The sequence below is a fragment of the Bradyrhizobium sp. DOA1 genome (genome assembly GCF_001593325.1).
In the GTDB taxonomy this organism is placed as follows: Bacteria; Pseudomonadota; Alphaproteobacteria; order Rhizobiales; family Xanthobacteraceae; genus Bradyrhizobium.
Window position 1 is genome coordinate 3,900,514 of the sequence record NZ_JXJM01000001.1, and the last position, 20,745, is coordinate 3,921,258.

Annotated in this window: 19 protein-coding genes and 1 pseudogene; 8 read left to right on the forward strand and 12 right to left on the reverse strand. The window is 61.6% G+C overall.

The genetic code is table 11. From position 1 onward, the window contains the following. The first annotated feature begins 140 nt into the window (after positions 1-140). The 6 genes from SE91_RS18635 to SE91_RS18660 all read left to right on the forward strand — a co-directional run bounded on the left by SE91_RS18635 (position 141) and on the right by SE91_RS18660 (position 7,022). Positions 141-833, forward strand: a complete 693-nt coding sequence (locus tag SE91_RS18635; RefSeq protein WP_061848618.1) for an HAD-IA family hydrolase — start codon at positions 141-143, stop codon at positions 831-833. 402 nt (positions 834-1,235) lie between these two features. After that, on the forward strand, positions 1,236-2,270 hold the full coding sequence (gene moaA / locus SE91_RS18640; RefSeq protein ID WP_060735733.1) for a GTP 3',8-cyclase MoaA: 1,035 nt from the start codon (positions 1,236-1,238) through the stop codon (positions 2,268-2,270). Positions 2,271-2,452: 182 nt separating this feature from the next. Further along, complete coding sequence (locus SE91_RS18645; RefSeq protein ID WP_060735732.1) at positions 2,453-3,034, forward strand: TRAP transporter small permease subunit; 582 nt, start codon at positions 2,453-2,455, stop codon at positions 3,032-3,034. A gap of 27 nt (positions 3,035-3,061) precedes the next feature. Further along, entirely contained in the window at positions 3,062-4,717 is a 1,656-nt protein-coding gene (locus SE91_RS18650; RefSeq protein WP_060735731.1) for a TRAP transporter large permease, read from the forward strand. A 167-nt stretch (positions 4,718-4,884) separates the two neighbouring features. Beyond that, the gene (locus tag SE91_RS18655) at positions 4,885-5,424 is read left to right on the forward strand and encodes a TRAP transporter small permease subunit (RefSeq protein WP_060735730.1); all 540 of its coding nucleotides are present in this window, start codon (positions 4,885-4,887) and stop codon (positions 5,422-5,424) included. Continuing rightward, a complete protein-coding gene (locus tag SE91_RS18660) occupies positions 5,421-7,022 on the forward strand; it encodes a TRAP transporter large permease (protein ID WP_061848619.1) in 1,602 nt (533 codons plus the stop codon). Before SE91_RS18655 ends, SE91_RS18660 begins: the two co-directional genes overlap by 4 nt. Before the next feature lie 256 nt (positions 7,023-7,278). Here the strand turns inward: SE91_RS18660 and SE91_RS18665 are convergent, their stop codons facing one another. Both SE91_RS18665 and SE91_RS18670 read right to left on the reverse strand, forming a co-directional pair. After that, the gene (locus SE91_RS18665) at positions 7,279-8,625 is read right to left on the reverse strand and encodes a sensor histidine kinase (protein ID WP_061848620.1); all 1,347 of its coding nucleotides are present in this window, start codon (positions 8,623-8,625) and stop codon (positions 7,279-7,281) included. A 1-nt stretch (position 8,626) separates the two neighbouring features. Continuing rightward, entirely contained in the window at positions 8,627-9,301 is a 675-nt protein-coding gene (locus SE91_RS18670) for a response regulator transcription factor (RefSeq protein ID WP_061848621.1), read from the reverse strand. 351 nt (positions 9,302-9,652) lie between these two features. On the opposite strand from SE91_RS18670, the gene SE91_RS18675 reads away from it, so the two are divergent. After that, a complete protein-coding gene (locus tag SE91_RS18675) occupies positions 9,653-9,889 on the forward strand; it encodes a hypothetical protein (RefSeq protein WP_060735727.1) in 237 nt (78 codons plus the stop codon). Between the two features lie 55 nt (positions 9,890-9,944). Here SE91_RS18675 and SE91_RS18680 read toward each other — a convergent pair whose 3' ends face one another. The 6 genes from SE91_RS18680 to SE91_RS38160 form a co-directional block, all read right to left on the reverse strand. Continuing rightward, positions 9,945-10,379, reverse strand: coding sequence for a DUF2721 domain-containing protein (locus tag SE91_RS18680; protein ID WP_061848622.1), 435 nt, complete (start codon positions 10,377-10,379; stop codon positions 9,945-9,947). Positions 10,380-10,406: 27 nt separating this feature from the next. After that, entirely contained in the window at positions 10,407-11,405 is a 999-nt protein-coding gene (locus SE91_RS18685; RefSeq protein ID WP_061851192.1) for a SphA family protein, read from the reverse strand. 162 nt (positions 11,406-11,567) lie between these two features. Then, positions 11,568-12,677: an HlyD family secretion protein gene (locus SE91_RS18690; RefSeq protein WP_061848623.1), complete on the reverse strand. Its 1,110-nt coding sequence runs from the start codon at positions 12,675-12,677 to the stop codon at positions 11,568-11,570. 80 nt (positions 12,678-12,757) lie between these two features. Then, complete coding sequence (locus SE91_RS18695) at positions 12,758-14,188, reverse strand: DUF1254 domain-containing protein (RefSeq protein ID WP_061848624.1); 1,431 nt, start codon at positions 14,186-14,188, stop codon at positions 12,758-12,760. 114 nt (positions 14,189-14,302) lie between these two features. After that, entirely contained in the window at positions 14,303-14,971 is a 669-nt protein-coding gene (locus SE91_RS18700; protein ID WP_245318476.1) for a hypothetical protein, read from the reverse strand. 238 nt (positions 14,972-15,209) lie between these two features. Further along, positions 15,210-15,596 (reverse strand): helix-turn-helix transcriptional regulator, encoded by a 387-nt coding sequence (locus tag SE91_RS38160; protein WP_082813750.1) that lies wholly within the window; start codon positions 15,594-15,596, stop codon positions 15,210-15,212. A 269-nt stretch (positions 15,597-15,865) separates the two neighbouring features. On the opposite strand from SE91_RS38160, the gene SE91_RS18710 reads away from it, so the two are divergent. After that, the gene (locus SE91_RS18710; RefSeq protein WP_082813751.1) at positions 15,866-16,867 is read left to right on the forward strand and encodes a helix-turn-helix transcriptional regulator; all 1,002 of its coding nucleotides are present in this window, start codon (positions 15,866-15,868) and stop codon (positions 16,865-16,867) included. A 72-nt stretch (positions 16,868-16,939) separates the two neighbouring features. Here the strand turns inward: SE91_RS18710 and SE91_RS35405 are convergent. From SE91_RS35405 to SE91_RS18725, 4 genes and pseudogenes are all read right to left on the reverse strand, one after another. Then, positions 16,940-17,157 (reverse strand): annotated as a pseudogene (locus SE91_RS35405) (YunG family protein); the annotation flags it as partial. A gap of 254 nt (positions 17,158-17,411) precedes the next feature. Next, a complete protein-coding gene (locus SE91_RS18715) occupies positions 17,412-18,500 on the reverse strand; it encodes a TRAP transporter substrate-binding protein (protein WP_060735723.1) in 1,089 nt (362 codons plus the stop codon). 164 nt (positions 18,501-18,664) lie between these two features. Further along, complete coding sequence (locus SE91_RS18720; RefSeq protein ID WP_061848626.1) at positions 18,665-19,753, reverse strand: TRAP transporter substrate-binding protein; 1,089 nt, start codon at positions 19,751-19,753, stop codon at positions 18,665-18,667. A 206-nt stretch (positions 19,754-19,959) separates the two neighbouring features. Continuing rightward, the coding region (locus tag SE91_RS18725) for an Mrp/NBP35 family ATP-binding protein (protein WP_061848627.1) at positions 19,960-20,745 on the reverse strand (786 nt) is incomplete at its 5' end.

Sequence of the window (20,745 nt, forward strand, 5' to 3'; positions counted from 1 at the left end):
AGTGCCGCCGATATAGCCGCTTGCGGCGGCCTATGTAGCCTCGTTTTTCCCGCGGGAACAGGCCTTTGGGCCGATCTTATAAGGTGAACTTATGGCGTCGGCCCTTGCGCCGGTCCGGCCGGCCCGATAGCGCTTGGATCATGACCTCCCCCTACACCCTCGTCTTCGATCTCGACGGCACGCTTGTGGATACGGCGCCCGACCTGATCACCGCGCTCAACTATGTGCTCGACCGCGAAGGGCTGCCGCCCGTCCCCATGGCCTCGGCCCGCAACATGATCGGCGCCGGCGCCCGCAAGCTGATCGAGCGGGGATTGGAGGCCGAGGGCCGCTCGGTGACCCCCGCCGACATGGACCGGATGACGGCGGATTTCATCGCCTATTATGCCGACCACATCGCGGTCGAATCCCGCCCCTTCGAGGGTCTCGAGACCGCGCTCGACCAGTTTGCCGCCCAGGGCCATCGCCTTGCGGTCTGCACCAACAAGCTGGAATGGCTGTCCAAGCGGCTGCTGGACCAGCTCGGCCTCAGCCCCCGCTTCGCGGCGATCTGCGGCGCCGACACTTTTGGCGTCCAGAAGCCCGATCCCACCATCTTTCGCGAGACCGTGGCGCGCGCCGGCGGAGAGGTCAAAGCCAGCATCATGGTTGGCGATGCCGGAACCGATGTCGGCGTCGCGCGGCGCGCCGGGGTGCCCGTGATCGGGGTCAGCTTCGGCTACACGGACGTGCCTATCGCCGAGCTGAAGCCTGACCGGCTGATCCATCACATGCGCGACCTGCCGGCCGCGGCACATAGCCTGATGGCGAACAGACCCTCCGCAAACCATTGAAAAAGCGTAGCTATTCTTCGGAACCCTATGCTAACCATCTATTATCCATTCGCGGCGCGCCGGTTGCCTGCTCCAGGTGCCATCCCTGGGGATGTGGCGGTTCGTCGCAGTCATGCGTCGTGTCATCGCGATTGCGTTTGCGGGGGTGAGCCTGGCCGGCAGCCGGCCGCCCCGCCCTAGCCGATCCGCAGGCCGCACCAGCCGAAGACGCCGAACCCGCGGTCGCCGCAGCGCCGGCGGAGGCTGCTCCGACCGCGGCTTCGCCTTTTCCCGATCCGAACGCTGGCAAGCGGTGACTACGTATACCACCCAATTGTCCTAGCCGCGTCCGATGCTTAGATTGCTTCCAGAGCACTGCTGAACGGCAGCGCGCCCGTTGCCCGCAGGGACAAGGCATTTGGTATGAACGGATCTTCTGCAAATCCCCGCGCCGCGCTGTCGAGCGCGATGACCGATCCGTTCGGGCGGACCATCTCGTACCTGCGCGTGTCCGTCACCGACCGCTGCGATCTGCGCTGCTTCTACTGCATGTCGGAAGACATGACCTTCCTGCCCAAGGCGGATCTGCTGACGCTGGAGGAGCTGGACCGGCTCTGCTCGGCCTTCATCGCCAAGGGCGTGAAGAAGCTGCGGCTCACCGGCGGCGAGCCTCTGGTCCGTCGCAACGTGATGTCGCTGGTGCGCTCGCTGTCGCGGCATCTGTCGAGCGGCGCCTTGAACGAGCTGACGCTGACCACCAACGGCACCCAGCTTGCAAAGCATGCGCGCGAGCTCGCCGATTGCGGCGTGCGCCGCATCAACGTCTCGCTCGACACGCTCGATCCCAAGAAGTTTCGCGAGATCACCCGCTGGGGCGAGATCGACAAGGTGCTGGAAGGCATCGAGGCCGCGCGTGCCGCCGGCCTCGGCGTCAAGATCAACGCGGTGGCGCTGAAGAACCTCAACGAGGACGAGCTCCCCGAACTGATGCGCTGGGCCCACGGCAAGGGCATGGGCCTGACGCTGATCGAGGTCATGCCAATGGGCGAGATCGGATCGGGCAGGATCGACCAATATCTGCCGCTGTCGCTGGTGCGCGCCCGCCTGGCCCAGCAATTCACGCTGACGGACCTCGCCGAGACCACGGGCGGACCGGCGCGCTATGTCAGCGTCGCGGAGACCGGCGGCAAGCTCGGCTTCATCACGCCGATGACTCATAATTTCTGTGAATCCTGCAACCGGGTGCGCATCACCTGCACCGGAACGCTGCACACCTGCCTCGGTCACGAGGATGCCTCCGATTTGCGCAAACCTCTGCGTGCATCAGCCGAGGATATGCTGCTTGCGGATGCGATCGATCGTGCCATCGGGCTGAAGCCTAAGGGCCATGATTTCATCATCGACCGCCGCCACGACCGTCCCAGCGTCTCCAGGCATATGAGCGTCACCGGCGGCTGACGATCGTCCCGCGCCTCGCAAACCTAAGCTTTTGACGGCGCGTCAATTTGCCCATTTTCCGATTGACGGCACGCTAAGCCGCTGGTTTGGTGCGACCGCCTCATGCCTGCGCGGCGAGATAAGCCACGCGCCAGCTCGGCGCAGTCAAGACGGCCGGGGCACAATCGGGGGAGGACCTATCGTTGCACGCGCTCCTAAGGCTGAGCAGCAGGATCGACGCATTCACACGCTGGACGGGCAAACGTATTGCGTGGCTGATCGTCGTCGCGGTCGTCATCTCGTCGGTCAACGCAATCGTCCGCAAGGCGTTCGATACGTCGTCCAATTCGTGGCTTGAGCTGCAATGGGTGCTTTTCAGCATCGTCTTCCTGCTGTGCGCGCCCTGGACGTTGCTCGACAACGAGCACATCCGCATCGACATCGTGAACAACACGCTGCCGAAGAAGGTGCGCAACGTGATCGACGTGGTCGGTCATCTGTTCTTCCTCATCCCGCTGTGCGTCATCATGATCATTACCGGCGTGCCATTCTTCCTGCGCTCGTTCGAGATCAATGAGCAATCCGGCAATGCCGGCGGTCTGCCGCAATGGCCCGCCAAGGCCTTGATCATGGTCGGGTTCGCATTTCTGCTCGTCCAGGCCATCTCCGAGCTCATCAAGCGAATTGCGGTCATGCGCGGACTGATTCCGGACCCCCATGAATCGCAGGTGTCGGCACTGGAGGCCGAAGTCGAGCACCTCGTCGAAGTGATCGAGAAGAAGTAACCGTTGGCGACGGTTTAGGGGGGAATCATGACCGCATTCATCATCGCCAACATGGCGCCCATTATGTTCGCGTCGCTGGTCGTCATGCTGCTGCTTGGCTATCCGGCGGCATTCTCGCTGGGCGCCGTCGGCCTGTTCTACGCCATCATCGGCGTCGAGCTCGGCCAGTTTCATCCCGACTTCCTCCAGGCTCTTCCGGAGCGGGTCTACGGCGTGATGAACAACGACACGCTGCTCGCTATCCCGTTCTTCACCTTTATGGGATTGGTCCTGGAGCGGTCGGGCATGGCAGAGGACCTGCTCGACACCATTGGGCAATTGTTTGGCACCATTCGCGGCGGTCTTGCCTATGCCGTGATCTTCGTCGGCGCGCTGCTCGCCGCGACGACGGGCGTCGTCGCCGCCTCCGTGATCTCGATGGGCCTGATCTCGCTGCCGATCATGTTGCGCTATGGCTATGACCGCCGCGTGGCATCCGGCGTCATCGCAGCATCCGGCACGCTCGCGCAGATCATTCCACCCTCGCTCGTCCTGATCGTGATGGCCGACCAGCTCGGCAAGTCCGTCGGCGATATGTATGAGGGCGCCTTCATCCCAGGCCTCGTGCTCGCGGGGCTCTATGCCGGCTATGCCTTCCTCGTCAGTATGATCTTCCCCAAGGCCACGCCCGGCTTGCCGCCGGAGGCCATCGGCTTCAGAGAGGACAATGGTGATCGCGGCCTCGTGTCGCTCGGTGTGCTCTTCCTCGCGAGCTGCGTGTTCGGTTGGTTCATGATGCGCAATTCGAGCGTGCACGGCGCCGATTACGTCGTGCTCAGCATGTTCTACGGCATCATCTTCGCCTTCGCCGTTGCGGTGCTGAACTGGGTCATCGATAAGCTGACCGGCTTCCGCTTCCTCTCGAAGATGGCGCAGCAGACCACCTTCGTCATGGTCCCGCCACTGTTTCTGATCTTCCTGGTGCTGGGCACGATCTTCATCGGCATCGCGACCCCGACCGAAGGCGGCGCGATGGGTGCCGCCGGTGCCCTCCTCCTCGGTGCCGCGAAGCGGCGGTTGAGCTGGGACCTGATCCGGCAGGCCACGGAATCGACTGCGAAGCTGTCGGCTTTCGTCGTGTTCATCCTGGTCGGCGCCCGCGTATTCTCGCTGACGTTCTACGGCGTCAACGGCCACGTCTGGGTTGAGCATCTCCTGACCTCCCTGCCCGGCGGCCAGGTCGGCTTCCTGATCTTCGTCAACGTGTTCGTGTTCATACTGGCCTTCTTCCTCGACTTCTTCGAGCTGGCATTCATCGTGATTCCGCTGCTGGGCCCGGCCGCGGAGAAACTCGGCATCGACCTGATCTGGTTCGGCGTCATTCTCGGCGTCAACATGCAAACATCGTTCATGCATCCGCCGTTCGGCTTTGCGTTGTTCTATCTCCGGTCGGTCGCCCCCAAGGAGCGATACACCGATCGCGTCACCGGCAAGAGGATGGACCCTGTCACCACGGGCCAGATCTATTGGGGCGCAGTGCCGTTCGTCGTCATCCAGATCATCATGGTAGCCCTGGTGATCGCATTCCCTTCAATGGTCATGCACTATAAAGGTAGCCTGCCGAACATTGATCCAAGCACCATCAAGATTGAGGTGCCGCAGATCGAGCTGCCGCCGCTCGATTTCGGTCAACCCAAGCAATAGCGACTGAACCCGCGCTCCGCCACGGGTCCTTCGCGATCACAGGACTTAGACGCATGAGGAGAGAGATCGACGGCGCTCTTCATGCGAAGAATGACTCGTGCAGTCCCGTCCATTTCGCATGCGTGCTGATGCTATTGCCATGAAGACCGCGACGGAGACAAAGTAAGATGCGTCCATTGCTGGCGCTGAGCAACGCCATCGACACTCTCAATGAAAAGATCGGGTACGTCTGTAACGTGCTCGTGCTGCTGGCGTGCCTCGTCAGTGCCGTCAACGCCATGATCCGCTACGCCTTCAACGACTCCTCGAACGGCTGGCTGGAGCTGCAATGGTACATGTTCGCCATTCTCGTGATGTTCGGCTCCGCCTACACCTTCAAGCGCAATGAGCATGTGCGGGTCGAGATCTTCTACCTGACCCTGTCCGAGCGCGGCCAGCTCTGGCTCGACATGCTCGGCACCCTGCTCTTCCTGATCCCCTCCTGTCTCCTGCTCGCCTACCTGTCCTGGCCGTTCTTCATGCAGGCCTACAGCGTCGGCGAGATGTCGGCCAATGCCGGCGGCCTGATCCGCTGGCCGATCAAGTTCGTGATTCCCGCCGGCTTCGTGATGCTGGCTGTTCAGGGTGTTTCCGAAGTCATCAAGCGTATCGCGGCTCTCCAGGGCTATGTGACGATCGACGCAAAGTACGAGAGGCCGACCCAATGATCACGCTGGAGATGATGCCGCCGTTGATGTTCGGCGGCCTGGTCCTGGCGATGCTGATCGGCTTCCCCGTGGCGTTCACGCTTGCCGCCGTCGGCCTCTCCTTCGGCTTCCTTGCCATCCATCTCGGTTTCTTCGATCTGAACTTCCTCCAGGCGATCCCCGGCCGCGTGTTCGGCAGCGTGCTCTCCAACGAGCTCCTGCTCGCGATCCCGTTCTTCACCTTCATGGGCGCCATATTGGAGAGATGCGGCCTCGCCGAGGACATGCTGGATTCGATGGGCCAGCTGTTCGGCCCGGTCCGCGGCGGCCTCGGCTATTCCGTCATCATCGTCGGCTTCATCCTCGGCGCCATCACCGGCACGGTGGCGGCGCAGGTCATCGCCATGGCGCTGATCTCGATGCCGGTGATGATCCGCTACGGCTACAACATGCGCTACATCACCGGCGTGCTCGCGGCCTCCGGCACCATCACGCAGCTGGTGCCGCCCTCGCTGGTGCTGATCGTGCTTGCCGACCAGCTCGGCAAGTCGGTCGGCGACATGTATCTCGGCGCCTGGGGCCCCTCGGTGTTCCAGATCATCCTGTTCGCCGGCTACACCTTCCTCCTCGGCCTGATCAAGCCGGACCATGTGCCGCCGGTGCCGCTGGAGGCGCGGACGCTGACCGGCTGGGCGCTGTGGAAGAAGTGCCTGATGGGCATCATCCCCTCGGCCGTGCTGATCTTCGTCGTGCTCGGCACCATGATGATGGGTCTGGCCACACCGACCGAGGCCGGCGCGATGGGCGCCGTCGGCGCCATCGTGCTCGCCGCGATCCACCACAAGGACTTCTCCTCGACCGACAACAAGATCTTGATCCTCGGCGTGATCGCGGCCGGCATCGGCACCATTGTGGCGATCCTGTTCAGCGAGAATTTGATCTTCAAGATCGCCTTCGCGGTGACCTATCTGGCGATCGCGTGGATCTGCATTCGGGCCGCGCGCATCCCGGACCTGCGCGACCTGATCACGCAGGGCTACCAGTCCACCATGCGCCTCACCTGCATGGTCACCTTCATCCTGATCGGATCGACCTGCTTCTCCGTCGTGTTCCTCGGCGTCAACGGGGGCGTCTGGCTCGAGCATCTCCTGACCTCGCTGCCCGGCGGCGTCTGGGGCTTCCTCATCTTCATCAATCTCTTCATCTTCTTCCTGGCCTTCTTCCTCGACTTCTTCGAAATCGCCTTCATCATCCTGCCGATGATCGCGCCGATCGCCCAGAAGCTCCTCACCCCCGTGGTGGGCGCGGACGCCGCCCTGATCTGGTTCGGCGTGATGCTCTGCGTGAACATGCAGACCTCGTTCCTGCATCCGCCGTTCGGCTTCGCGCTGTTCTATCTGCGCGGCGTCGCGCCGAGGGAGGTCAAGAGCTCCGACATCTATTGGGGCGCGGTGCCCTGGATCGGCCTGCAACTCATCATGGTGTTGCTGGTGATCATCTTCCCGGTCTTTGTCACGGGCCTGCTCGACAAGCCGCTCAATGTCGATCTCGACAAGGTCAAGATCGAGGTGCCGCAGATCGAGCTGCCGCCGCTGGATTTGGGGCCACCGCAGAAGTAGCGGGAAGCGAGCGCGGCCGGATGCAGCGGCATTCGGCATGGGCTCCCTCTTTGGCGCGACCTGAGCGCCCGCCTCGTCCTTCGAGACGACCGCTTCGCGGTCTCCTCAGGATGAGGCTAAGCAGCATCGGTGCGCGTCTAACCTGCAGCCACGTACTCAATCCTCATCCTGAGGGCCCGCCAACGGCGGGCGTCTCGAAGGATGGCTACAGGCGAAATTCGCCCCCATGCGATAGCCGTACCTCCAGATAGGGCCATCAGGCCCCCTTCTCCGCCAGCCTGAACCGCAGCGTGAACTCGGCGCCGCCGCCGGGAAGGTTCTCGACCGCCACCGTTGCCGCATGATCGTCGGCGACGCCGCGCACGATCGAGAGCCCCAGCCCGGCGCCGTCGCTGCGATGGCGGTCGCGGCGCCAGAAGCGCTGGAAGATCAGCTCGCGCTCGGCCTCGGCGATTCCAGGACCGCAATCGCGCACCCGCACCGATCCGTCCCCGCCCACATCGACCTCGACGGCGGTGTCCCTGGCCGTGAACTTGATGGCGTTTTCGGCAAGGTTGAAGATCGCGCGCTGGAGCATCTCCGAATTGCCGTGGATCATCACCGGCGCGTCGCTGCCTTTCAATGCGATGTCCTTGTGCTGCGCGATCGCGAGCGGCGCGATCGCACCGACCACCTCGGCACAGACCGCGCGCAAGTCAGCAGTCTCGCCGGGATCGAGCACCAGCGTGTCGAGCTCGGCGATCTCCAGCAACTGGGCGACGATGCGGCTCATGGCTTCGATGTCGGCCAGCAGCGCCTGCCGGGCGGCGCCGTCGCCGAGCGTCTCGATCCGGGTGCGCAGGATCGTGAGCGGCGTGCGCAGCTGATGCGCTGCGTCGGCCGTGAACTGCCGCTGCACCCGAAAGCCGTCCTCGAGCCGGTCGAGCGCCTCGTTCACCGCGGTGACGAGCGGCATGATCTCGCGCGGGATCTGCTTCGTCGGCAGGCGGATGTGGGTGCGCGCCGGGCCGATATTGCTGGCCTCCTCGGAGGCCTTCCACAGCGGCGCGATCGCGCGGCGGAAGATGATGATGTCGGTGGCGAGCAGGACCAGCAGGATCGGGATGGTGATCCACCCGACCCGCCTGAAGAAGTTCGAGACGATATCGTCGATGATGACGTCGCGATGCGCGAGATCCTCCGCCACCTGGACGCGGACCGGCTTGCCGTCGATGATCCGGGTGACGCTGGCGCCGGAGATCGTCTCGGACGGCCGACGCACAGCGGCGCCGGCCCTTCGGTGCGAGGAAAACAGCAGCCGGCCTTCGTCATCGCGGATGTCGTATTGATAGCGGCCGTAAGCGTCCGAATAGAGTCCGCGCAGGCTGTCGGGCAGATTGAACGTCAGCGAGCCGTCAGGCTGGGCGACGATGCGCTCCGCCAGCACCTCGGCCTGGGCGCGCATGCCGTCGCGGTGCAATTGGTCGATCTCGGAATTGAGCAGCCAGAACAGCACCAGGGGCAGGACGATCGCGACCATCGCAACCGCCAGGATGTGCAGGAAGACGATGCGCCAGATCAGCGATTTGAACGCGAACGATCCGGCGCGGCCGCTGGCAGCCACGCTATTTTTCCTCGGCCATGAGATAGCCGACGCCACGGATGGTATGGATCACCACTCGGGCGCGGTGCTCGGCGAGCTGCTTGCGCAGGCGCGAGACGTAGACCTCGACCGCATTGGAGGCGACCTCTCCTTCGAGTCCGAAGATGTGGTCCTCGACGTTCTTCTTCGGCACCACCCGCCCCTGCCGGCGCAACAGGATCTCGAGCACCGAGGTCTCACGTGCAGACATCGCCCGCGGCTGGTCGTCGACGAAGACCTGGCGGCTCTCGGTGTCGTAGACGAGGTTGGCGAGACTGAGCGAGCGTCCGAGCAGCTGACCCGGCCGGCGCAGGATGGCCTCCAGCCTTGCCACCAGCTCCTCCATGGCGAACGGCTTTGCCAGATAGTCGTCGGCGCCGCTGCGCAGGCCGGTGACACGGTCCTGCAGGCCGCCGCGGGCCGTGAGCACCAGCACCGGCAGCGGCTCCATCTGGTGGCGCAACTCGCGCAGCACCGACAGGCCGTCGGCATCAGGCAGGCCGAGGTCGAGGATCATCGCGGCATAGCTGACGCTGTTCACCGCCTCGCGCGCCTCGGCCGCACTGCCCACGATGTCGCTCTCATAGCCGGCCGCGGCCAGCCCGCCGGCCACGAGCCGTGACAGCTCCGCATTGTCCTCGACGATCAGAAGGCGCATCCTAGTCCCGCCGGATGTTCCGGTTCACTCCACGGCTCGCGCCGCATCTGGCTGTTCTCCAGCATTCCGAGCGCCGGGGCCAGCGAAAAAAGCTTGGCAGTCCGGCGCACTGCCGTTGTCAGATTCGCGTAAGGCAGGCCTGCCGGCGCACAGCCGCGACTTGGAATGCGACCATAAGGCCTTACCGATTCCGCAACAAAGCGGATATATCTGGCTCAATTGGGATGGCCTCCCCCAGGCTACCACCATCACTGCCTCGTCGAGATGACATGCCCCAGATACCGTCGCGAGGATCTGTTCGTTGGTTCTAGATGTAGATGAATCTCCAGCCGGGACGAAAGGACGAAGTGAATGAGCAAACCTGTCAAATCCGAAAGCGAACTGATCGCGATGGCGCGGGCGGAGTTGAAGGTTCATGCTGATTGCCCTGGTGGAATGTCGATCTCCATCGTCCGGGACGGCAATTCCTGGGAGTTTCGGGCCAGTGCAGATCAGGCCACTTCAGACCGGCCGGGTTACCCCGAATGTGTCGCGATGCTGGTCCAGATCGGCGATCACCTCAGCAAACAATACGACGTCGAGGGCTAAGGTTACTAACGGATCACACGCTTAATCTGGGCTCGATATGTCTGAGGCAAGTCTATCAGCCATGGTGATCGAATTCGCTGAGCGCAATACGGACCTCACGCGCGAAATCCACCAACGACACGATGAAGGCGGCGATGGAAATGATGAAAAGGATGGCGACGCCTCGCTCGTGCTGAATCTGAAAAAACGCACTCACAAAACCGACGATGATCATGACGCCTATCGAGATACTTCCCATGATGGACCAGAAGATCGCGCGATTGATCATCGCGGCGCGTCGGACGAGACGTGGAAGGTCCGCCTTGAGCCGGCATCTCGCCTGATCGTCATCGGGAATATGGTTCAGGTAGATTGACCGGTCGATGGTCCTGTTCAGGCGGGATATCAACACCGCAATGAAGGCCGCCAGAGCGCCAAGAAGAAACGCGGGTGCGGCCGCCTGGGAAATGACGTGGGAGAGCTGACTGACCGACGGCGTGTCTGGCAACATTCTGCATCGCTTCCAAGTGCTGCGCGGCTATTTCGTCATGCGCCGGGTTGACGCTACAGTGCCGGCGGGCGCCATCGGGGAGATCGAGAACGTCAGCCACGTGTTCCAGCCGGCCGGGCGATTCTCGGCGGCGAACTCGCCGTATCCCTTGAGATTCAGGTAGCCCTGCATGTCGCCGACGGGAAACAGAAAGCCGATCTGCGGACCGACCCCTAACACCCGGGAGCGGAAGCCACCGAGGGCAGGATGCTGGCCGAAGTCGTCGGTAATCTGCTGATAGGCGTATCCCACAAGGCCGACGAAGAGCTGCTTGGATAGAAACTGGGAGGCACCCCAATCCACGTGGAAGTCGATGCCGTTCTGGTACTGCGTGTCCGGATTCTTGAAATTGTAAGTGAAGCCCGCGACCGCCGAAAACTCATGGCCGGCCTTCGGGTTGAAATAGGTGTAGCCTCCGCCGGCATCGATGGCGGCGTGACCGATGCCGAGATTGGCGAGGCGGGTCGGACTGTAGGCCCCGACGGGAATGTCTCCCGTCACGTAGGTCATGAAATTGTGCACGCCGGCATTCCACTTGAGCGTCGCCTGCGGGTAGAGGTCGCCGACCGAGGTGATGGAATCGCCGAAAGCGCCCATGCGCGTCACCGCCAGCGGGCCGACGGCCGCTGTCAGCGTTCCGGCGAGATCGGCGGTCGATCGCCCAAACAGTCCGGTTACACCGATGGCGAGTTGTCCGCCCAGCACTGGTGTTGCGAAGGTGTAGGTGGGATTGAGCAGCATGAGATCGGCCTGCGCATTCAGGCGCAGGTTCAGGTCGACGTTTACGTTGGCGGGGATGCGGCCAACATGGATCTCCCTGGCGGCAGCTGCCGTGCCAAAGGCGCTGACACTGGTGTGATAGTAAACCGCAGCCATCGACCAGCCGGGGACTTGAGGGGTCGCCGCAAGGCTGCTGAAGCGGCCGGGAAGCCAATAGGAAACGCCACCTTCGTCGGCGTAGGCGGCGCCAGGGAGGCATCCACACATCGCCAACGCGAGGGTGGCCGTCGGCTTGATGAGCCGACGAGCGAATCTTCCTTCGAAGGTGTGCTTCATCTGATCGCCCTCCACGCGTTGGTCGCGAGCTGCAAGCTTGCCCGCCTTGTTACTCTTGAACTGCCCTATTCTGGACGCTGAAGATCAATCGGTTCAGAGATATGCAATGTACGAACTGACCCAGACCAGAATCGACTTAATCAGGCCGATGACGCCGGCGTTCTCAGCAAATATCGTGGCCGTCCCGGGCATCCCGAGTCTCAACTGACTGCGGTCGATGTCCTTCGGTACGGAAATAGCCGCCGGATAGGCTTTGACACCGCCGATCGAGCCGACCTTCGCCAGCGTGCCTGAAACCGCAATCTCTCCTTGTCCGACACCCTGCGGGATGCCGGTGACCGTCGCATGGTGAATGCGGCCAGGATCGTTGTCGAACACGAGCTTGACTGCGGCACCGGGCTTGATCGTCTGGAATCCGTTCGGCGAGAACATGCCCACTATGGTGATGTCGTTGCTGATGATGAAGGACATCACAGCCTTGTGCTGTCCTGCACGGTCACCGACGGACAGTGCCATGACGGTGACATAGCCATCGCCCGGGGCGCGAATGGTCGTCTGGTCGAGCTCCCACCTGGCCTGGTCGAGCTGGGCCTGGATTTGTGCCACCGTGGTATTGACGCCGCCGATTTCGGCATCCATCGCGAGTTTGGCGCTCTGCTGCGCTGCCTTGGATGCCAGTAGTTGCGCGCTGACGGTCTCCTGCTGCACCTGCGTGTCTTGCAGCCGAAATTCACTCTGAGCGCCATCACCTGCCATCTGCACGTAATCGGCGAGCCGCTTGTCGTGATAGGCGAGCTGCTTGGTCAGCCCCTCGACGTTGGCGCTCGCTTGGGCGTAGCTGGCCTTGAGTTGCAGCACCTGCTGCTTGGCTCCGGCGAGCGACGCCTCCAGCTGGTTGACCTTGAACCGGAATGGTGCCGGATCAATCCGAAACAACGTGGTCCCGGCCTTCACCGGCACGTTCGGCTTGACCGCTATCTCTGACACCTCACCTGAAACATTGGGCGTAACCTCGACGACGCGCGAGATCACCACGAAGCTGCCTGACGGAGTCAGGTAGTTGAACATCCCCAGGAACGTCGCAAGAATGAATCCGCCGAAGAGCGCAGCGACAGTGCCGGACCCCCACCCCCATTTTACCAGCTTCAGCTTGGAGAAGATGAGCCACACCAAGACGAGATAAAGGGTCAGGATGATAAACATGAAAGAACCCCCAGCACCCAAGGTCCCTTGCCGGCGGTTTGGTCAATCGAGGATCGGACCGCCGGCAAGGACTCTTATTCTCAGGCCCCGGCTTTCTTGACCGGTGGAATCGTCCATGTGCCGTTAATAATGGAGGGGTCCGTTTCCTGCGGCCAATACATGCGCAGCATGAGAATGAACTCTCCCTCGGGCGCGGGAAGCCAGTTCGACTCTTTGTCTTTACCTGGAGAATCCTTCTGAATGTACAGATCGGTCGAGCCGTCCGCATTTTCCTTCAGATCTTCGCGGGCGCTGATCGAGTAGCGGTCGATCGGGTTCTTCACGAAGAAGTAGCCGCTGTCGTACATGGTCAGCGACCAGAATCCATCGGCAGGAGGCAGATGGCCTTTCGGGAACCGCATAACGTATTTGTTTGCACCATTGTACTTGTGGCCTTCTCCATCCTTTTGCGAGACCGGATAAATTGCATCTTGCGGCCGGTTGCAGCCAAGTCCGATAGCGGTAATCAAAGCCCGCATCAGATAGTCGGTGCCATAGATGCCGCCTTTGGTCGTGTAGGCAAAACCATTCTCGTCCTTCATGGCCTTATTGATTTTGAACTGAAGCATGATCCTGTCGAAAGACAGCTCCGGCACGCGCTTCAGGAAGTCCGCTTTGAGTTTACTCTCGTCAAAATCCTGCCCTGGGACGATGCCGATCCGGGCAAATTTGGCAAGCTGATGCTTGTCTGCTTCATATGGCGGATTGGCCTTCATCAGCTCACACAACAGCTTGAAATACGACACCGCGTCCATGCGATTGACCTGCTCGCGGACCGCCGTTTTCATGTCGACCGACGGATCGACTTTTCCTGGTGCCGGCGTGTACGCCTTGCCATAGGCGCTAAGCGGGACGAGCTTGCACTCATCCTGCAGCTTGTGCACGGCGGCGTAATCCTCAGGCGTGCCCGTGCAATAGATGCGGCCGAGCAGCCAGACGATGTTAGTTTGCGATTTATATTCCTTCACGCCGGCCGGCAGCGTGCCTTTCCATCCGGGGCCGGTGATCGCGTAGGTCTGCGCACCAGTGCCGGTGGTGCGCTTTCCCGGTACCTGAAACACGGTCGTCCAGCCGTCCAGCATTGGCATTAGGAAGTAGCGACCTTTCATATCCGGAATGCTGAGCACCCAAGGCTCCTTGCCGACGTCGAAGAAGGAACTCGTGTACAGCGTGTCGGCGTTCGGGGCCGTGACATCTCGGTACGAAGCGTCCGGGTATTGGCGCATCTTGATCATCTGACCCATTGGCGCTCGCGTCCCGACGGGGTCGGCAACGTTGGAAATGACGCGGCGCGTCATCTCCATTGTCACGAGTGGATAGCCGAAGATGTAGGCGTCGCTCGCGAGCCAGAAGTCCTCCAGGCCTTCTCCCACTCCGAGAAAGGAATCTTGCGCAAGTGCCGACCTTGTGGCAGCGGCTCCGGCGAGCAGCCCCATTCCAGCAACTGCGAGGGATCGACGGGTGATGTTCATCGTTATCTCCTTCCTGATACAAGACGAATGACGGTTCAATTTGCGGCTCACGTCTTTAGGAGGAGCCGTTCAGAGCATTGCGGCAGTAGGTGGCTGCGGCGCCGCCGATGGTCGTCAATAGCAAGGCGGATATGGGTAATATCCGCATCGCGGAGCGTAATAAGGATACGCCGCAGCGCCGGCCACAGCTGCCGCTCCTGCGAAGGCTGCGCCGCGATAGAACGCTCCGCGCCACGCTGTCCGGCGGGCGACGCCGGCAAACGACATTGGCGTGAATGGCCGACCAATGATGTCAATAAACACCGATGCTGGTCCATCCGCTCCTGCGAGGTCGCCTTCGAGTACGTCTACGTCGAAGGTCAACTTGTCGCCCTCAAGCTTGGGCGATTTCAGCACAACGACGGCGTCGACTACCGATGATCCATCCTTCTTGAATCCGGACACCGTGGCATTGGGAGGATCCTTTGCGAAGTTGTCGCTGCCATTGCCCCAATCCTCGATAATTCGTGACGTCAAATCGTGCCCGGCGGCGCGAACCGGCCGATCGGCAAACACGATCGCATTCGGTGAAATTCCCGTCAGCACCAACTTACCTTCCTTCAGGCTGGCGCCACGCGAGTTGAGGACAAAAAGCGACGGAACGACTTCAGGCTTCGCTTGGCCTATGGATTTCTCGAGCGGAATATGCGGCTTATTCTCTGCCACGGACTGAGCAGAAAGCTGCTGCGAGAAAGCCACTACAGCAGCTGCGCAAAACGCGATTCGGGAGAGACGAACGATCATAAAATCTTCTCCTTCAGGTATGGCTATCGGAATTGGATTTGCTTAATGCTCGCTTAGATAGAAGAGCGCCCTGGCGAATACCGGCCACACTTTTCAACTCTCGCAACGTCGCCATTGATTTGGATCAACGGTAAGCGCCTCTTCCGCTTCCATGCGCCTTCACCGCCGCAGCGCTCTCCGCATTTCGCGCCAATTCAAGTCGCGCGTCTTGCCATTTCGCGCCAATCGTCTGGGCTGCTCAGATCTCAATCGGGTGAGAACGTCGGCGAGGGTGCAACCGATCATGCTCGCGGCCCCGTTGCTGCCGCCGATAAGCGACAGGTTGAATTTTCATCAAACGCGCAAAGGCGCGGCTGAAGCTGCTCGCGTTGGCGTAACCGAGGAATTTCGCGATTTCTGCCAAGCGCTTATTCGAATCGGCGAGCAAGCGGCAGGCGATCTCCAACCGGACTGCGGCCAGCATTTTGCTGTGGCTTGTGCCCATACGTTCGAGGTGACGCTGCAGTGTGCGGCGACTGATTTTCAGCGCATCGGCGGCGCTATCAAGGGTTGCGTCACCCTGCCGCAGTGACGCAAAAATGGCGGCGTGGACCGCCCTGGATGAAGGCAAGCGGACGGCTCTCATCGGTTGACGTGAGGCGCGAAGCCCATGCTCCCTCAAAGGAATTCGGTCAGGACACTACGAACACCGGGAAGGTGCATCTGGCCATCAGACGCCAAAATTCTCGTCAAATGGAATTGATGAGACCTGCAATCTCTGCGGGACGATCATCCGCGGCAAAAAAATACAGCAAGGAATCTCCCTGAACTGGTAGTCTGGGCCCGAGCAGGGAGCAGCATCCTGCACCTAGCGAACTCGTGTTAGTACGCTTTCAGGCTTGTCGCGGTGCTTCAATGCCGAAGATTCATTTGACGCGTTGTCAGCATCTTAGTCCTTTCGCGAACATTTTGAACGATGTCGGCGCGCCGACTGCTTCGCTGCTGGAAAAGTTTCGGCTACCCGCTTCGTTGGAGGAAAAATCCGATCACTACATCCCGATTTTACCTGCGATAGAATTTGCAGAGTTCGCCAGCAACTCGCAGGGCATCGAGGATTTCGGATTCCACGCTGCCCGAACGCTGCATTTCGGGCACCTCAGTGAAAAGACCCGAAATCTAATCAGTCATTCTCCGACGTTGCTTGTCGCGCTGGAACAGGCATGCAAATGGGCATCGCTCGAAGACTCAAACCTGAGCAATTGGCTCGAGCACCACGGCGATCATGTTCGCTATTGCAGCAGGCTTGCGGGCACCAAGGGACTTCAGCATCTCGAGCATTCACAGTGGCTTCAGAACGTTTTTCCGATCTATATCGTTCGCCAGTTCGCTGGATCGGGTTGGGCTCCGGCGACTATCGCCTTTGAAGCTCGGTACACGCCAGGTCCAGCATGTCAGTCTTCCTGGCCCACGTCTCAATTCCTGTCCGGTCAGGAAGCATCGTGGATCGATGTACCTGTTGCGCTCCTGAGCCTCCCTAACCGGGCGAGCGAAAGTCCTCCTAATCTCTATGGCGACCACCTCGAACATTCGAACGTTGACTTCATACAAACACTGAAGCTGATGCTTCCATCATATCTCGACGAGCGGCTTCCGGTGCTCGCCGAAATCGCGGAAATGGCGGGCGTGAGTGCGCGCAGTCTTCAACGCAAGCTCTCTCGCGCTGGCGTTACGTATTCGGGGCTGCTGGATGCCGTAAGGTTCGAGAACGCCAGGAAGCTCTTACGAGACACGGATTCCAAGATCATCGAGGTTGCGTTCGCTTCGGGCTACGCAGACCCTGCCCATTTTACCCGTGCCTTCCGCAGGGTTGCCGGCATCACACCAGGGCAGTTTCGCGAGCAGTGGAGGCCTCGATAGCAGACTATGAACCCCTGCGTCGGCCTGGTTGGCGGGCAAATCCATATAAGCTACCGGCTGGTCGAACTGGCTCGCCGTGAAGTCGTACCTCACGCCTGCGATCCGATTATAGAAATGGTCTCCGGCCGGCAGTGGGGTCTTCAGCAAATCGCACCGAAGAGCTCGTGAATGAGCAGCGAGGTGACGTTGCATTGCCCTGCCGCCGGGTTGCTCGCCGTCCATTGGCTGGCCGTCGACGCCGACCATGCCTTGCGAAGTGCTGTTTGAACTTCATCGGGATCGAAGTGCATCGGGGCCCTTATGGCTTGTGGCACGATTTCGGATTATGCGATGATCCATGTCTACCCCTGTTTTGCCCGACGGGTCAATAAACTCGGGATTTCAGCGGGCACTGATAGTGACAGTGGCAAGTCCTTGATAATGCTGACGCCGTCTACTGTGCATGGGGTTGTTTTCGAGGTTTGTTTCGACACCCTCGCGAATGCTGCAACGACAACGCCCCGGAGCCTTCGCTCCGGGGCGGTGCATGCGAGAGGTGGCGTGATCAGCTTTGCGAGCGCCGCGCCATGAAGATGTCGTAGCCGACCTCGGCGACCTGGAACCAGGCGTAACCGTCGCTCGTGAACTTGGCGAGGGAGTCGTGGACCTTCTTGAAGTTGGCGTTGCTCGCGCCGACTTCGGCATGCAGCTCCTTGGCGGCCTTGTAGCAGGCATCCATGATTGCCGGCGAGAAGGCGTGCAGCTTGGCACCGCCCGCGAGCAGCTTCTTCAGCGCCAGCGGATTGGCGGCGTCGTAGCGCGCCATCATGTAGTTGTTGGCGTAATGGCCGGCCTGCTCGAGCACGCTCTGGTAATATTTCGGCAGCGCGTTCCACTTGTCGAGGTTGACGAAGGCCATCAGCATCGGCCCGCCCTCCCACCAGCCGGGATAGTAGTAATGCGGCGCGATCTTGTAGAAGCCGAGCTTCTCGTCGTCATAGGGGCCGACCCATTCGGCGGCGTCGATGGTGCCCTTCTCCAGCGCCGGATAGATGTCGCCGCCTGCAAGCTGCTGCGGCACCACGCCGACCTTCTGGAGCACGCGGCCGGCGAAGCCGCCGACGCGGATCTTCATCCCCTTGAGATCGTCGGGCGTGTTGACCTCTTTCCTGAACCAGCCGCCCATCTGGCAGCCTGTGTTGCCGGCGAGCAGTGAGATGACGTTGTAGCTCTTGTAGAACTCGTTGAGCACCTCTCGCCCGCCGCCCTGCATGTACCAGGCCTGGTTGATGCGCATGTTGGGACCGAACGGCACCGCCGAGCCGAAGGTGAAGGTCGGGTCCTTGCCGAAATAATAGTAGGACGCGGTGTGGCCGATCTCGCAGGTGCCGTTCTGCACGGCGTCGAGCACCTGTAGGCCCGGCACGATCTCGCCGGCCGCGAAGATCTGGATCTGGAATTTGTTGTCGGTCGCTTCCGCGACCATCTTGCACATCGTCTCCGCGCCGCCAAACAGCGTATCGAGCGATTTCGGCCAGCTCGTCGGCATGCGCCATTTGATTTCCGGCATCGACTGCGCGATCGCGGGCGCCGCGAGCGTGGCGGCACCGGCCGCACCAAGTCCTGTGACCTTGATGAAGTCTCTTCTCTTCATGATTTCCTGCCCTGATGGATCTGATCGTGGAGCCTTCTTGCCGAGGCTTGAGGGCAGCATGGAACATCACGGGACAGAACGCCATCCCGATCGCACCGCAGTCAAAGAAAAAGCCCGGCCTCCCTGGGGAGGCCGGGCTAATGGTCTTACGACCTGAGCCTCAATCAGCCGCGGGTGCGCGAGCGGATCATGAAGCTGTCGTAGGTATATTCGGCGACCTGCCACCACAGATACTCATCCGAGCGATAGGCCTGCATGGCGTCGATTGACTTCTTGAAGTCGGCGTTCTTGCCGGAGATCTCGGCCCACAGCTCGTTCGTCGACTTGAGGCAGGCTTCCAGTACTTCGTTGGTGAACGGACGAAGCTGGGTGCCGCCCGCGACCAGACGCTTCAACGCCGCCGGGTTCTGCATGTCGTAGCGCGCGGCCATCCAGGTGTTGGCGTTGGCCGTCGCGTTGGTGAGGATTGCCTGATAATTCTTCGGCAGCGCATTCCACTTGTCCAGGTTTGTGAAAGCATGGACGGTCGGACCGCCTTCCCAGAAACCGGGATAGTAGTAGTACTTGGCGACCTTCGCGAAGCCCAGCTTCTCGTCGTCATAGGGCCCGACCCACTCGGCGGCATCGATGGTGCCCTTCTCCAGCGCCGGATAGATGTCGCCGCCGGCGAGCTGCTGCGGCACCACGCCGACCTTCTGGAGCACCTGGCCGGCGATGCCGCCGATGCGCATCTTCAGGCCGGAGAGATCGGCAACGGTCTTGATCTCCTTGCGGAACCAACCGCCCATCTGGGTGCCGGTGTTGCCGCAGGGGAAGCCGACCACGTTCGACTTCTTGAAGAACTCGTTGGCGAGCTCGTTGCCGCCACCCTGGTAGAGCCACGAATTCTGCTGGCGCGCATTAAGGCCGAACGGCACCGAGGCGAAGATCGCGAAGGTCGGGTCCTTGCCGACATAGTAGTACGAGACGGTGTGGCACATCTCGACCGTACCGTTCGAGGTCGCGTCGAGCGCCTGCAGGCCGGGGACGATTTCACCGGCCGCGAACACCTGGATCTGGAACTTGTTGTCGGTCATCTCGGCGACGTACTTCGCCACCTGCTCGGCGCCGCCATAGATGGTGTCGAGCGACTTCGGGAAGCTCGAAGTCAGGCGCCACTTGATCTCGGGCGAGGACTGCGCGATCGCCGGCGAGGCCACCGCGGTTGCCGCCGCGCCTGCGGCCGACACTTTAAGAAAGTCACGACGCTTCATCTTCAGGTCTCTCCTTGCTGGGGCGTTTTCCCCTTAACTTCTCTTCTTGCCGCCGCACATTCCGGCGACGCGTTAGGCGCGCCGAACCGAAGGGGGCTTGACTGCCGTGGGCGTTTAACACGGAAGCCCCGCTTGCGGAACGCGACAATGGCATGACGGGGCTCTACGAAAGTCGCATGTCCCGAGCGCTTGCCGCGCCGACCGCTTCAAGCCGTGGCGAGGGCACCCCTGAGCTGGTCCCGGACCTGGCCTGCAATGGCGCGGTAGATCGCCGCATGAGGGCCGTCCGGCTCGCTGTCGACGACGGGATTGCCGGCATCCGAGGTGGCGCGAATCGCCATGTGCAGGGGGATCTCGCCTAGGAACGGTACCCCGAGCTTCTCGGCCTCGTGCCGCGCCCCGCCATGGCCGAAAATATCCGACTTGGTGCCGCAATGCGGGCACTGAAAGTAGCTCATGTTCTCGACGATGCCGAGCACGGGCACGTTGACCTTCTTGAACATGGCAAGCCCCCGCCTGGCGTCGATCAGGGACAGGTCCTGCGGCGTCGAGACGATCACCGCGCCCTTCAGCGGCACGTTCTGGGCCAGCGTGAGTTGGGCATCGCCGGTGCCCGGCGGCATGTCGACGACGAGCACGTCGAGCTTGCCCCATTCGACGTCGCGCAGCATCTGCGTCACCGCCGACATCACCATGGGACCGCGCCAGATCATCGCGGTCTCCTCCTCGACCAAGAAGCCGATCGACATGATGGCGAGGCCGAAGCGCCGAAGCGGAATCATCTTGCGCTCGTCGTTCAGCTCCGGCTTGTCGTGCAGACCGGTCAATCGCGGCACCGAGGGGCCGTAGATGTCGGCATCGAGCAGCCCGACCTTGAGGCCGAGATCGCGCAGGCCGAGCGCCAGGTTGAGCGCGGTGGTCGACTTGCCCACCCCGCCCTTGCCCGAAGCAACCGCGATCACCGCGGCAACGCCTGGGATTTCCGACTGCCG

Excerpts from the sequence above, each read along its gene's own strand:
- SE91_RS18635 (WP_061848618.1), top strand. The coding sequence starts at position 141 with ATGACCTCCCCCTACACCCTCGTCTTCGATCTCGACGGCACGCTTGTG.
- SE91_RS18720 (WP_061848626.1), bottom strand. The coding sequence starts at position 19,753 with ATGAAGCGTCGTGACTTTCTTAAAGTGTCGGCCGCAGGCGCGGCGGCA.
- SE91_RS18650 (WP_060735731.1), top strand. The coding sequence starts at position 3,062 with ATGACCGCATTCATCATCGCCAACATGGCGCCCATTATGTTCGCGTCG.
- SE91_RS18675 (WP_060735727.1), top strand. The coding sequence starts at position 9,653 with ATGAGCAAACCTGTCAAATCCGAAAGCGAACTGATCGCGATGGCGCGG.
- SE91_RS38160 (WP_082813750.1), bottom strand. The coding sequence starts at position 15,596 with ATGAGAGCCGTCCGCTTGCCTTCATCCAGGGCGGTCCACGCCGCCATT.
- SE91_RS18715 (WP_060735723.1), bottom strand. The coding sequence starts at position 18,500 with ATGAAGAGAAGAGACTTCATCAAGGTCACAGGACTTGGTGCGGCCGGT.
- SE91_RS18700 (WP_245318476.1), bottom strand. The coding sequence starts at position 14,971 with ATGATCGTTCGTCTCTCCCGAATCGCGTTTTGCGCAGCTGCTGTAGTG.
- SE91_RS18710 (WP_082813751.1), top strand. The coding sequence starts at position 15,866 with ATGCCGAAGATTCATTTGACGCGTTGTCAGCATCTTAGTCCTTTCGCG.
- SE91_RS18670 (WP_061848621.1), bottom strand. The coding sequence starts at position 9,301 with ATGCGCCTTCTGATCGTCGAGGACAATGCGGAGCTGTCACGGCTCGTG.
- SE91_RS18685 (WP_061851192.1), bottom strand. The coding sequence starts at position 11,405 with ATGTGTGGATGCCTCCCTGGCGCCGCCTACGCCGACGAAGGTGGCGTT.
- SE91_RS18690 (WP_061848623.1), bottom strand. The coding sequence starts at position 12,677 with ATGTTTATCATCCTGACCCTTTATCTCGTCTTGGTGTGGCTCATCTTC.
- moaA (WP_060735733.1), top strand. The coding sequence starts at position 1,236 with ATGAACGGATCTTCTGCAAATCCCCGCGCCGCGCTGTCGAGCGCGATG.
- SE91_RS18660 (WP_061848619.1), top strand. The coding sequence starts at position 5,421 with ATGATCACGCTGGAGATGATGCCGCCGTTGATGTTCGGCGGCCTGGTC.
- SE91_RS18695 (WP_061848624.1), bottom strand. The coding sequence starts at position 14,188 with ATGAACATCACCCGTCGATCCCTCGCAGTTGCTGGAATGGGGCTGCTC.
- SE91_RS18655 (WP_060735730.1), top strand. The coding sequence starts at position 4,885 with ATGCGTCCATTGCTGGCGCTGAGCAACGCCATCGACACTCTCAATGAA.
- SE91_RS18680 (WP_061848622.1), bottom strand. The coding sequence starts at position 10,379 with ATGTTGCCAGACACGCCGTCGGTCAGTCAGCTCTCCCACGTCATTTCC.